Genomic DNA, 12972 nt, shown 5'->3' with positions numbered 1-12972 from the left:
AACGGCAGGAATTGTGTCCGTCACATCCCACCGCGGCCACACAGAGTCCTCGTGCTGTCTCTCAATCTCTCGATGGCGCGCTCAGGCGCGATGCAATCGATATCGCCGCGCGTCAGACCGATGTCCATCAGCTCCCTGTCACTGAGGTCCTGCAAGGTGACCCCTGCGCGCGGCCGCCACTCCTGAAATGCACGCCAGTAGCGCCTGAGCAGGCTCAGGACGATGGAAAGGTCGAGGCCACGCCTTGCGGCATCGACCTCAATTTCGGGTGAGATGTTCGTCTGTTGGGGTGGCATCGGACGCTCCTGCTGTTGAGCCGGCAGGGAGCGTGGCCAAACAAAAGGCCCCGTCCGATGCCGGCGGGGCCTGGTGGAAAAGATGTCGTCGTCGAATTCCTAGCGCACGACTCCTTCCACGGCCCAGCCGAAGCGGGTCATGTGGTTGCGGTTGACGGTGCGCGAGCATTTAATCATGCAGCGCGTGTAGCACGCCAAACGCGCAAAATCAAGAGATGTGCCGATGTCCGCTGCATCCTGGGGGCGAGCACCTGCTTGCCTAGCCGCGCACGAGCGAGACAAGCCAGCTGCGGCCGAACAGGATGAGATCGCGAGAGCATGGACAATCGTGCCGCGGACGGCGAGCAGGACGAGCGTCAACTCGTCATGGAAATGCATCGAGGCGAAAGCTGAACCGCCGAAGCGCGCGATAGCCAGAACGCTGCGGCTATGATCACGGTCAGCAGGAATTTGCCGAGCGACATCAGCCAGGCACGGTCCAGCACGAGAAAGCCGCGCCGCGCGGCAAAGAAGAGCACCAGCAGCAAAATGGTCCAGCTTCCCGGCGTACACTCAGACGCCGTGCTGAGGCGATTGTCATGGCGAGCTACGGTTCTTCCGAGTGTTTCAGCATGTTGCCACTTTTAGGAGGACTTGTCGCGTGGGTTCAGATCGGCAACACTGCTCGGATTTCCAGTAATCGCTTTCATGGGTGTCCTCATGCCCGAAACATTGGAAACCTTGTTGTGGTGTGCCGCGCTCGCGACGTGGCTGATGCTTTCCTTCAGGATAATAAGCGAGCGCCTGAAGCCGCTCTCGAATCTCGTCAGCCATCTGCTCGAGGTTGCTTTCAGGCACAAGGCGAAGTGACGCAGTAAACGGCCGCAAAGGCACGGCTTGGCAGCTGCCGAGCTGGCAGAGCTGCGCGTCGCGTTGATGGCGTCAGACGAACGGACCAAACGGCACATCGTGCGGCTGCAACCTGTCGCAACTCTGCCGGGGCCGACGATGCTCACTCGAATCAAGTTATCGGCTATCAGGCCGAAGAAGCGGCTGAAACGAACAACGCTGCTAGCCTGCCAGCCTCCGATCGAGGGAGAACCGGCCCCCTCCGGTGACCAGGATCAACAGAGCGCCTCCTGAGATCGAGATGTTCTTCAGGAAATTGTTGTACTGCCCGAACTGTTGCGGACCGGCGGGATATTCCCAGTAACGATGTGCGATTGCAGTAGCCGACAATACAAATAGAAACATCAAAATTGCGCAGTAGCGCGTACCAACGCCGAGTATCAAACCAACCGATATCAGTATTTCCAGGATGACGGTGGTCGTCGTGAACAGCTGCGGCACTGGAAGGTTGAGCGACCGAAAATAGCCCACTGAGCCACTGAAGTTGCCAAGTGCTCCATACGCGCTGCCAACAAACACCCATGCAAGCAGGATGCGGCCGATCAGGATCAGCAGGTCGGCATTGCCGGTGGCGAACTGGTCGATCCGAGATGTGGACCAGGAAGAGCGAAATGACATGGTCACTGCCTCATCGCGTTGCTGCCTGAGGACGGCACCTGAATGTCGAGATCGTATCACGATTGGCGAACCGCATGAAGGCCGCCCGGCGGGCATGAGGCGCTGGAGACCCCTGGTGCCTCCGAGGCCCAACAAACGGTCCATCCGCTCACGGCGTTGTCCGCGTTCAAAGCGATTCTTCGGCGCGGTGACGGCGGGGTAGGCGTGTTGGCTTTCGGCACGCGCCTAGCCGCGCACCAGCGAAACCAGCCAGCTGCGGCCGAACAGGATGAGGATCGCAAGCGCGTAGACGATTGTACCCCCGATCGCGAGCAGAACCAGCGTCAACTCGTCGTGGAAGCGCATCGAGGCGAGAGCTGAAGCGCTGAAGTGCGCGATCAGCCAGAACGCTGCGGCGAGGATCAAGCCGGTCAGCAGGAATTTGGCCAGCGACATCAGCCAGGCGCGGTCCAGCACGAGAAAGCCGCGCCGCACGGCGAAGAACAGCACCAGCAACAGATTGGTCCAGACACCGACGGCGGTTGCGAGCGCAAGGCCGACCTGGGCCAGCGATCCCATCAAGGCGACCTTCAGCGCGACATTGACCGCAATGCCGGTCAGCGACGCGCGAACCGGCGTTGCGGTGTCCTTGCGCGCATAGAAGGTCGCAACCGCGCTGCGGATCAGCACGAAGGGGATCAGGCCGATGGCGTAGGCCGCGAGCGTGCCGCCCGCGGCGACAGCGTCGGCCTTGGAGAACGCGCCGCGCGCGAACAGCGCGCGCATGATCTCGTCCGGCACGGTGAGGAAGGCCGCGACGAACGGGATTGAGAACAGCAGCGTGAAGTCGAAGGCGCGGCGCTGCGCCTTCATCGCGCCGTCATGGTCGTTGGCCGTGATCCGGCGCGACATCTCCGGCAGCAGCACGGTGCCGATGGCGATGCCGATCACGCCGATCGGGAGCTGGTTGAGCCGGTCGGCATAATAAAGCGCCGACAGCGCGCCGGCAGGCAGGAAGGTCGCGATGATGGTATCGGCGAACAGCGCCACCTGCGTGCCCATCGATCCCAGCGTCGCAGGCCCGAGTGCCTTGAAGAAACCGCGGACGTCTTCGTCGAGCTTCAGCGGCGCAAAGCGCGGCAGGCCGCCATGGCGGGCGAGATCGCCGGCCAGCAGGAAATATTGCAGGAAACCGGAGATCAGGACGCCCCAGGCAGCCGCATGGCCCGCGCTCGGAAACCAGACGGCGACCGCCAGCGTCATCATCATCGAAACGTTCAGGAAGATCGAGGCGGCCGCGGCGCTGGCAAAGCGCTGCATCACGTTGAGCATGCCGCCATAGAGCGTCACCAGCGTGATCAGCAGCAGATAGGGAAAGGTGATCCGGGTCAGCTCGATCGCGAGCTTGCGCTGCTCGGCATCGTCACTGAAGCCCGGCGCCAGGATGCGCATGGCCTGCGGCATGAACAGCCAGGCGACGATGAGCAACACCACCTGCGAGGCCAACAGCAGCGTGAAGATGCGGTCGGCGAACAGCTTTGCCGCCCCCTCCCCCTTCTCGCCATGGACATGCGCATAGGCCGGCACCCAGGCGGCGTTGAAGGCGCCCTCGGCGAAGATCGCGCGGAAATGATTGGGCAGCCGCAGCGCCACGAAAAAGGCATCGGCCACGGGGCCGGCACCGAGGATCGCCGCGAGCATGATGTCGCGGGCAAACCCCGTCAGCCGCGAGAGCAGCGTGTAACCACCGACCGTGAAGATGCGTCCGAGCATGTGGACTGTTCTAGAGACTAATCAGTCTAACGATAAGGCTTTGAAGTTTGACGTGATGAAAAAAGACGGCCGCTCGGCCTGCGATGCGCATTGCTGTGCCCTCTCCCCTTGTGGGAGAGGGCAGCGCCGCAAGTAGATATAAACTCAATCGGGTGAGGGGTTTCTCTCCTTGCATTCAGTGCGGAGAAAGACCCCTCACCCGTCTCGCCGCTTCGCGACGAGCCACCCTCTCCCACAAGGGGAGAGGGAAGAAAAGCGCAAGATCACCCCCCCAGCGCGCCGCGGACGGCGGCGATGATCCGCTCCTGGTCGGCTTCGGTCAAATAGGCGTGCATCGGCAGGCTGATGACATCCTGCGACAGGCTTTCGCAACCGGGCAGGCCGCCCCCGGCCACCGGATATTGCTTGTAGGCGGTCTGCTGATGCATCGACTTGCCGTAATAGATCGCGGTCGGCACGCCCTGGGCTTTTAGCGCGGCAGCGAAGCCGTCGCGGTCGGTGCCCTCAGGCAGGCGGATGGTGTATTGCGCCCAGACCGAGGTATTGCCCGGGCTGAGACGCGGCACGGTGACCACGTTGGACAGCCCACGCGCGTAGCGCTCCGCGACCTTGTTGCGGGCTGCGATCTCGTCGTCGAAGATCTTCAGCTTCTCGATCAGGATCGCGGCCTGCATTGTGTCGAGCCGGCCGGTCAGGCCGAGGCGGACGTTGTCGTATTTGTCGACGCCCTGCCCGTGCACGCGGATGCTGCGCAAGGTGGCCGCGAGCTCGTCGTCATCGGTGAAGATCGCGCCGCCGTCGCCGAAGCAGCCGAGCGGCTTTGCCGGGAAGAAGCTGGTCGTGGTGGCGAGCCCGAAGGTGCCGAGCTTGCGGCCCTTATAGCTTGCACCGAACCCTTGCGCGGCGTCGTCGATCACGAACAGGCCTTCGGCCCTGGCGATCTCGGCGATCGCATCGTGATCGGCGGGCTGACCGAACAGATCGACCGGAATGACCGCAACCGGCCTCAGGCCCGCCTTGCGAGCGGTCGCGATGCCGCGCTTCAGGGACTCAGGGCTCATGTTGAAGGTCGTCTCGTCGACATCGACGTAGACAGGGGTCGCGCCCATCCGTGCGGCCGGCGACGCGGTCGCGATGAAGGTGAAGGACGGACACAGCACGGCATCGCCGGGCCCGACGTTCTTTGCCATCAGCACCATCAGAAGCGCGTCGGTGCCGCTGGCGCAGCCGATGACATGCTTGGCACCACTGTAGGCCGCGAGCTGCTTCTCGAGCTCGGCGACTTCAGGGCCATTGACGAACTGGCAATGGTCGAGAACGCGCTTGACCGCGGCATCCAGCGAAGCGCCGAGCCGGCGGCGCTGCGAGCCGACGTCGATGAAGGGAATGGGTTCGGAACGCAGATGCTGGTTCATGACCTGGCTCTTGGCGCCTTCTTGAATGGTCGACATGGATGACGGGTTCAGCCGGCGACGCGGCGCGGGCCTTTGAGGGCGGGCGATTTGGCCGCGGGCCGCGACGGCGTCTCCAGGCATTGCGTCGCGATCTCGAGGCTGGCGACGCCTTCGTCGCCGGTGACCGCCGGCGTCTCGCCGTTGCGCACCGCCTTGAGGAACGCGATCAGCTCGGCGCGGAGCGGCTCGTCATGTCCGACCGGCAGATGCCGCATCGAATAGCTGCCGTCGGGCTTGAAGCCGAAGCACTCGGTGACCTGGCGCGTGAGCAGATCGCCCATCACATATTTGCCGCGGGTCGCGACCGTGACGCTGCGCGCCTTGAACGGCGTCAGCCAGTTGGTGTTGATGTGCGCGAGCACGCCGCTCTCGGTGCGGAACTGCAGCAGCGCGATGTCCTCGCGCTCGGCGACGGCGCTCGACAATTGCGGCTGCACCTCGACGATGTCGGATTCGGTAAACCAGCGGATCAGGTCAATGTCGTGCACGGCGAGGTCGATGACGACGCCGACATTGGACATGCGCGGCGGGAACGGGCCGACGCGCGTGATCGCGATGGAAAGAATGTCTTCGCCCGCGATCGCCTGCTTGACGGCGGCAACCGCCGGATTGAAGCGCTCGACATGGCCGACCATCAGCGTGACGCCGGCCTTTTGCGCGGCAGCGACGATCTCGCGGCCCTCCTCCACCGTGGATGCGATCGGCTTCTCGACCAGAACATGAATGTTCTTGGCGATGCAGGCGAGCGCGACCTCGTGATGCAGGTGGGTGGGAGCTGCGATGGTGACGGCGTCGATGCCTTCGGCGAAGAGCTGGTCGAGCGTCTCGAAACTCGCGCAATTGGCAAGTTCCGTCGCGCGTGTGCGATGTGCCGGCGAAGGATCGACGACGCCGACGAGGCTGACGCCGGGAAGACCCGCAAGCACGCGCGCATGGTTGCTGCCCATCACGCCGGCGCCAATGACGCCAACGCGCAAGCCGGCCTTTGCCGGTGCAGATCCTTTGGAACTCATTTGAGCAAACCCCGATTCAACGCAAATCCCCGGCGCGCTTCTAGCACGGACGCCACATTTGTGGCGAATGCCGCCTTGGCGGCCCGGACACGATTTGATTCAAAAAGTTACACGTTCCCCGGGCCTTAAGCCGAAAAATATCGCCTCTTTGGCCCGGGTCCCGTGATTCGGAGTTTGCTGGTTACGACCTTTGATAGTCGTCTTCAATCCGGATGATGTCGTCTTCCCCGAGATAGCTTCCAGTCTGGACCTCGATCAGTTCCAGCATGATTTTACCGGGGTTCTCCATCCGGTGCACGGCGCCCATCGGGATGTAGATCGACTCGTTCTCGTGCACCGTCTTCACGGCCTCGTTGACGGTGACGCGGGCGGCGCCGCGGACCACGATCCAGTGCTCGGCGCGATGATGGTGCTTCTGCAGCGACAGCCGCCCGCCCGGCTTCACCACGATGCGCTTGACCTGGTGGCGCTCGCCATTGTCGACCGACTGATAGCTGCCCCAGGGCCGGTGCACCTTGAGATGCTCCTCGGTGACCTTCGGCGCGACCGACTTCAGCTTCGTGACGAGACGTTTCAGGCCGTTGGAATCCTTCTGGCGCGAGACCAGAACCGCATCAGCAGTCGCGACCACGACGAGATCGTCGACGCCTTCGAGCGCGACCAGCGCGGAATCGGTGGTGACGTTGCAGTTGCGGGAATCCTCGAACACCGCAGCGCCGTGCGACGCATTACCTTGTGCGTCCTTGTCGGAGAGCTCCCACACCGCGTGCCAGGAGCCGACGTCGGACCAGCCGCACGACACCGGCACGACCGCGGCGCGCGAAGTCTTCTCCATCACGGCATAGTCGATCGAGATCGCCTTGGCCGCGCCGAACGCCTCGGGCTCCAGCGTGACGAAGCCGAGATCGCGGCCGGCATTGTTGACCGCGTTGGTGACGGCCTCGACGCTTCCTGCATCGACCCTGCGATATTCGTCGAGCAGCACGCTCGCCGGGAACATGAAATTGCCGCTGTTCCAGAGATAGCCCGAATTGACGTAGTCGGATGCCTTCACCGCGTCCGGCTTCTCGACGAAGCGCGCGACCGCATGCACCTCACCGGAGATCACCTCGCCCGGGTTGATGTAGCCGTATTCGGTCGCCGGCCGCTCCGGCTTGACGCCGAAGGTGACGATGCGCCCGGTGCTCGCGGCGTTACGGCCCTCGCGGCAGGCGGCAACGAAAGCGGAATTGTCCTGCACGACGTGGTCGGCGGCGAGCGCAAGCACGATGGCTTCACTGGCGCGGTTCTGCGCGAACACCGCGCCGGCCGCGATCGCAGGTCCGGAATCGCGACGCATCGGCTCGAGGATCACGTCGGCCTCGATGCCGATCTCGGCGAGCTGCTCCAGCACCATGAAGCGATAGGACGCATTGGTGATGACGATCGGCCGGTCGAACAGGGAGGGATCGGAAACGCGCAGCAGCGTGTCCTGGAAGGTCGAGCGGGTGCCGAACAGCGGCAGGAACTGTTTTGGCCGCACCTCGCGCGAAGCCGGCCACAGCCGCGTGCCGGCGCCGCCGCACATGATCAGGGGGATAATGCGTTTGTCCATCGTCATCTCAAACCTTGAAGTAGTCCCGATACCAGGTGACAAAATTATGGACCCCATGCTCGATCGGCGTTGACGGTGCAAAGCCGGTGTCGCGCATCAGGTCCTCGACATCCGCGAACGTTTCCAGCACATCTCCCGGCTGCATCGGCAGCAATTCTTTGATCGCCGTCCGGCCCAGCTCCCGCTCCAGAAGCCCGACGACGTGCATCAGTTCCTCCGGATGGTGATTGCCGACATTGTAGAGCTTAAACGGCGCATTTGCGGCAGCCGGATCGTCCGCAGGCACAAGATTGATCAGCTTGGATACTACACGTGTGACATCATCAACATAGGTGAAGTCGCGACGCATTCGGCCATGGTTAAACAGCCGGATCGGCTTGCCCGCCATGATGGCGTTTACGAACAGAAACATGGCCATGTCGGGCCGTCCCCATGGCCCGTAAATGGTAAAGAAGCGCAGTCCCGTGACCGGCAGGCGATAGAGATGGCTGTAGGACTGCGCCATCACCTCGTTCGCCTTCTTGGTCGCGGCGTAGAAGCTCACGGGATGGTCGGTGCGGTCCGCAACCGCAAATGGCAATTTTGTGTTGGCGCCGTAAACGGAGGATGACGAGGCGTAGACGAGATGACGACAACCGCTGTTGCGGCAACCCTCGAGGATGTTGAGAAAGCCCACCAGATTGGAATCGGCGTAGGCGTGCGGCTGCTCGATCGAGTAGCGCACGCCGGCCTGCGCCGCGAGATGCACGACCTCCGTAAAACGATGTTGCGCAAACAGCGCCGCCATCGTCTCGCGGTCGGCAAGATCGGCCTCGACGAAGGAGAAGCGGCGGTCGCTCTGCAACAGCGCCAGGCGCGCCCGCTTCAGTGCCGGATCGTAATAGCTGTTGAGATTGTCGAGCCCGACGACGGTGCGGCCTTCGCCCAGGAGCTGCCGGGCGACGTGAAAGCCGATAAAGCCGGCGGCCCCGGTGACCAAAATCGCCTGATCCGTCATCCTGTTCCCCGGGGATCCCTAGCCCGATCCTGTTTAGCCGTCACCTCAAGGTGATCGCAATAGGCCCGCCGCGGCTCATGCGCTCCATAATGCCCCTCCACGAGAGCCCACGAGAGCTATTGCAAGATCGGCGCCAAAACCATACCAAAGCGGCCGAATTCGGCGCTCGCGTCGGGTTGCCTCAAATCTTCGCAAACCCTGTTCATGCGGGCGAGATGCGCCGAATCCTGCTGTCGACGGCCAAAATCCTGATTTCCGCGGCGCTGCTCTATCTGGCGCTGCGCAAGGTCGATCTGTCCGAATTGTTTTCGCGCTTCACCGTGACCAGCCTGTTCTGGATCGGCGCCGCGATCGCGGTCACCTTCCTGCAGATCTTCGTCGGCGTGCTGCGCTGGCGCGAGATCAGCGCCGTCTGCGGCGCGCCGCTCGAGCTCGGCCGCGCCATGCGCTACAACGTGATCGGCTCCTTCTTCAACCAGACCCTGCCGTCGGCGATCGGCGGCGACGCGGTCCGGCTCTGGCTGGTCGCGCGCGCCGGTGCCGGCTGGCGTGCGGCGACCTACTCGATCTTCGTCGACCGCGCGATCGGCTTGATCGCGCTCGCGATTCTGATCGTCGCGAGCCTGCCCTGGAGCTACACCCTCATCACCGATCCGCACGGGCGCTCGGCGCTGCTGCTCATCGATTTCCTGGCGCTCGCCGGCGGCCTCGGCTTCCTGGTTTTCGGCGCGCTGAAATGGCGCTGGCTGAAGACCTGGTGGGCCACGCATCACATTCACGCCTGTGCCGTGATCGCGAACCGCGTGATCTTCAGCCGCAGCCGCGGACCGATCATCGCAATCCTGTCGGTGCTCGTTCACGTGCTCGCCGTCGTCATCGCCTGGTGCGTCGTGCAGTCGATTGCGGCCCCGGTTCGCTTCAGCGACGTGTTCCTGCTGGTGCCACCCGTGATGCTGATCACGATGATGCCGATCTCGATCGCCGGCTGGGGCGTGCGTGAAGCCACGATGAGCCTGGCGTTCAGCTTCGCCGGCCTGGCCGCCAACGAGGGCGTCAACGTCTCGCTGCTGTTCGGCGCCGTGTCCTTCATCGTCGGCGCGTTCGGCGGCCTGGTCTGGATCCTCAGCGCGGAGAAAGCCGCGCAGGGGTCGGCGCCGATCGGAGTGCCGGAGTGACAACCCTCGTCGCGGGTCCGGACCATGCGGCCGGGCTGGTGCTGTTTGCGCTTGCGCCGGCCGTGCTGGCTGCACTGATCTCCGCCTGCATCATCTGGTGCAGCATGCCGCTGCTGCAGCGTTATGCACTGGCGCGTCCGAACGCACGCTCGTCGCACAAGATACCGACCCCGCAAGGTGCGGGCATCGCGGTTGTCGCAGCCACGCTGCTGGTGGCTGCGTCCTGGGCGGCCTGGACGTACGGCGCGATTCCCTTGCCTCTGATCGGCTCCGCCGTCGTGATCGCGATGGTCGGACTTGTCGATGACATCAGGCCCCTGCCCGTGCTGCTCCGCCTCGTGCTTCAGGCTGGAGCCGTGGCCGCCGTCGTATTCACGACACCGGAGACCGCGCGCATCGTGCCGGCGCTGCCGCTCGCGCTCGAGCGCGGCCTCATCCTGCTCGCCGGCATCTGGTTCGTGAACCTCGTCAATTTCATGGACGGGCTCGACCTCATGACCGTGGCGGAGGTGGTGCCTGTCACGGCCGCGCTCGGATTGCTCGGATGGTATGGCGACCTCTCGCCATCCGCGGCGCTGCTCGCCACGGCGCTGTGCGGGGCCATGCTTGGCTTTGCGCCGTTCAACCGCCCAGCCGCAAAGGTCTTCCTGGGCGATGTCGGCAGCCTGCCGATCGGCCTCTTGCTCGGCTGGTGCCTGCTGGAGCTCGCCTGGCACGGACAGCCCGCTGCGGCGCTGCTGCTGCCGGCCTATTACCTTGCGGATTCCACCATCACGCTGTTTCGCCGCATCATCAGGCGCGAACCATTCTGGTCGGCACACCGCACGCACTTCTATCAGCGCGCCACCGACAACGGCTTTAAGGTCAAGCAGGTGATCGGCGAGGTGTTCGCGCTCAATCTCGTGCTGGCACTGCTTGCCATCGTCAGCGTTCGCGCCGGCTCGATGCCGGTCGCGATCGTCACCCTGTTCGCGGGCGCGGTCGCGGTCGCCTTCGTGCTGCGGCGCTTCTCCCGCCCTCAGGCATCCTGAGCCGACAGCGCCAGCCGCAACCCCTCGTCGAGGGACACCTGCGGCTGCCAGCCGGTCGCGAGCGCCTTGGAGATGTTGAGCTCGAGCGAGCCGATCAGGCTGTCATGCGTATCCTGCCGGCCCATGACGCTGAGCAGCGTGCTGAGCAGGCCCGGCGGCATGCCGAACAGCCGCAGGCTCTTGCCGGACGCTTCGGCCAGACGGGTGATGAATTCGGGTGTCGAGACCTGCTCCCTATCGGCGACGAGGAATATCTCGAAATTGCTGGCGGGATCGGGATGGCCGAGCCGGCGCAGGATGAACGACGACAGGTTCTGCACGGCAAGGAAGGCGCGCTGGTTGCGGATCGCGGCAACGGGCAGCGGCAACCCGAGCTGGACCGCGCGCGTCAGCAGCGCAAAATTGCCCTTGGCGCCCGCGCCATAGACCAGCGGCGGCCGGATCACCGAGATCTTCATGTCGTTGTCGCGCGCCAGCGTCCTCAAGCCCGCTTCGGCCGCAGCCTTGGACATGCCGTAGAGGCCGCGCGGCGTCAGGATATCGCTCTCGCTGAATGGGGCGCGGCCCTCGTTACTGCGGCCGTGCACCAGCACGGTGCTGATGAAGACGAACTGGCGCACGCCGGCCGTCGCCGCGCAGCGCGCCAGATGCAGCGTGCCGGCGATGTTGACGTTGCGGTAGAGCTGGACCGCATGCTCCTCGTGCTTGTGATGCACGCGCGCGGCGAGATGGACGACGGCGTCGACGCCTTCCAGCGCGGCTTGCCAATCGGTCTCGGGACCGATCGTCTCGATCACCACCTCGTCGTCGGCACCTTCCGCGCGACGGACCGCGCGGCGGACCGACCATCCCTCGCGCTGGAGCGCCGGCACGACATGACGGCCGACGAAGCCGCTCGCTCCCGTCACCAGCACGACTGGTTTCTTCTCGCTCATCGTTGCTCCGAAAGGTTCGCGGTGTGCAACAATTCGTCGATCACACGGGCATAGGCGTTCATCGCCGTCGTCCGGTCGAATCGCAATGCCGTCCTCACCGCGCGCTCCGTCATCGCATCGTCGTTGGAACGGGACGCCGCGCGGATCGCCGCGGCGAGCCGGTCCGGGCGGCCCGGCGTCACGACCCAGCCGAGCCCGTTCTCCACCACCGTCAAGGCAGCCTCGGACTCCGGCTCGGACACCAGCACCACGGGACGGCCGACCGCCAGCAGATTGTAGAACCGGCTCGGCACCGACACCCCTGCAACGTCCTTCCTGTATGGAATGATCCAGAGGTCGGCGGACGCCAGGAACGCCTCGAGCTCGGCATCCTCGACCCGCCCGACAAAGGAGACATTGGGCAGGTTCGCCGCTGCCTGCAACTGCTTCAGCCGTTCGAAGCCGATGCCCCAGCCGGACAGCAGGAAGTGAATGTCGGCCTCGTCCTTCAGAAGCCGCGCCGCCTCGAACACGATCTCCGGATCGTGGGTGAAACCGAGATTGCCCGACAGGCCGACGATGAAGCGCGCGGAAAGCGCCTTGCGGAACGGGTTGTCCGAATCGACCGGCCGCGGCGCGGGCACGAGCGTCGCCCAGTTCGGGATGAAGCGGATCTTGTTCCGCGTCATTCCGGCATAGCTCAGCAGCGGCCGCTCCGCGTCGCGGCCGATGGTGATGACGGCATTGAGCGCGCGGAACATCAGGCCGTTGGCGGCGCGCATCGTCCGCGTCACGAACGAGCCCGGCTTCAGCAGGCCCGCCATCACCAGCACGTCGGGAAAGAGGTCGTGCATGATCAGCGCCGAGCGTGCGCCCTTGAGCCTGGCTGCCGCCGCCACCGCGTAAGGCAGCATGAACGGGGCGGTGACCGTGAGCACGACGTCGCCTGCCTTGAGCTCGTGCAGCAAGGCGAAGAACGTGCGCGCCGCGAACAGCAGCTCCGAGACCCCGCGCCGCACCAGCGCCGCCTTGCCCGCCATGCGGTTCTTGATTGCGATGACGCGCGGCTTGCCCGGACCGGTCTGCAAGTCCGGCAACGCGCCCGGCCAGCCCGAGAGCACGACGACCTCGTGCTCGGCGGCGAGACGGCATGCGATCTCGGCCATGATCGCCGCCGTCGTGCTCGTATCCGGCGGATAATGCTGGCTCGCGACGACGATCTTGCCCCGAGGCTGCATGG

The 12972-nt window shown here is 64.5% G+C and carries 12 protein-coding genes; 2 read left to right on the top strand and 10 right to left on the bottom strand.

All coding sequences use genetic code 11. From position 1 onward, the window contains the following. Positions 1-20: 20 nt before the first annotated feature. The 8 genes from GDN70_RS13930 to GDN70_RS13890 form a co-directional block, all read right to left on the bottom strand. Positions 21-296: a DUF1127 domain-containing protein gene (locus tag GDN70_RS13930; protein ID WP_038949053.1), complete on the bottom strand. Its 276-nt coding sequence runs from the start codon at positions 294-296 to the stop codon at positions 21-23. 356 nt (positions 297-652) lie between these two features. Continuing rightward, entirely contained in the window at positions 653-823 is a 171-nt protein-coding gene (locus tag GDN70_RS35490; RefSeq protein WP_240536405.1) for a hypothetical protein, read from the bottom strand. Between the two features lie 523 nt (positions 824-1346). Next, the gene (locus tag GDN70_RS13920; protein WP_049801770.1) at positions 1347-1802 is read right to left on the bottom strand and encodes a DoxX family protein; all 456 of its coding nucleotides are present in this window, start codon (positions 1800-1802) and stop codon (positions 1347-1349) included. Positions 1803-2027: 225 nt separating this feature from the next. Beyond that, the gene (gene murJ, locus GDN70_RS13915; RefSeq protein WP_028143318.1) at positions 2028-3554 is read right to left on the bottom strand and encodes a murein biosynthesis integral membrane protein MurJ; all 1527 of its coding nucleotides are present in this window, start codon (positions 3552-3554) and stop codon (positions 2028-2030) included. Between the two features lie 263 nt (positions 3555-3817). Continuing rightward, complete coding sequence (locus GDN70_RS13905; protein WP_028143319.1) at positions 3818-5005, bottom strand: DegT/DnrJ/EryC1/StrS aminotransferase family protein; 1188 nt, start codon at positions 5003-5005, stop codon at positions 3818-3820. 11 nt (positions 5006-5016) lie between these two features. After that, positions 5017-6021, bottom strand: a complete 1005-nt coding sequence (locus GDN70_RS13900) for a Gfo/Idh/MocA family protein (protein ID WP_038949052.1) — start codon at positions 6019-6021, stop codon at positions 5017-5019. Between the two features lie 181 nt (positions 6022-6202). Continuing rightward, entirely contained in the window at positions 6203-7615 is a 1413-nt protein-coding gene (locus tag GDN70_RS13895; protein ID WP_173015804.1) for a mannose-1-phosphate guanylyltransferase/mannose-6-phosphate isomerase, read from the bottom strand. A 7-nt stretch (positions 7616-7622) separates the two neighbouring features. Beyond that, positions 7623-8612: an NAD-dependent epimerase gene (locus GDN70_RS13890; protein ID WP_152102675.1), complete on the bottom strand. Its 990-nt coding sequence runs from the start codon at positions 8610-8612 to the stop codon at positions 7623-7625. Between the two features lie 215 nt (positions 8613-8827). Between GDN70_RS13890 and GDN70_RS13885 the strand changes: the two genes are divergently transcribed. Continuing rightward, entirely contained in the window at positions 8828-9787 is a 960-nt protein-coding gene (locus GDN70_RS13885; protein ID WP_152102674.1) for a lysylphosphatidylglycerol synthase transmembrane domain-containing protein, read from the top strand. Between the two features lie 35 nt (positions 9788-9822). Further along, positions 9823-10818, top strand: coding sequence for a glycosyltransferase family 4 protein (locus GDN70_RS13880; protein ID WP_038949050.1), 996 nt, complete (start codon positions 9823-9825; stop codon positions 10816-10818). On the opposite strand, the gene GDN70_RS13875 is transcribed toward GDN70_RS13880, so the two are convergent. Further along, positions 10806-11753 carry an NAD-dependent epimerase/dehydratase family protein gene (locus GDN70_RS13875; RefSeq protein WP_028143325.1) on the bottom strand — a complete coding sequence of 316 codons (948 nt, stop codon included), beginning with the start codon at positions 11751-11753 and terminating at the stop codon, positions 10806-10808. The two genes, GDN70_RS13880 and GDN70_RS13875, sit on opposite strands and share 13 nt — an antisense overlap. Next, complete coding sequence (locus GDN70_RS13870) at positions 11750-12970, bottom strand: glycosyltransferase family 4 protein (RefSeq protein ID WP_038971717.1); 1221 nt, start codon at positions 12968-12970, stop codon at positions 11750-11752. The genes GDN70_RS13875 and GDN70_RS13870 overlap by 4 nt, the downstream gene beginning before the upstream one ends. Between the last annotated feature and the right edge of the window lie 2 nt (positions 12971-12972).

Source organism: Bradyrhizobium sp. TM102 (assembly GCF_009176685.1).
In the GTDB taxonomy this organism is placed as follows: Bacteria; Pseudomonadota; Alphaproteobacteria; order Rhizobiales; family Xanthobacteraceae; genus Bradyrhizobium; species Bradyrhizobium ottawaense.
Note: the sequence above shows the minus strand (reverse complement) of the source record. Positions and strands in the feature narration are given on the sequence as shown.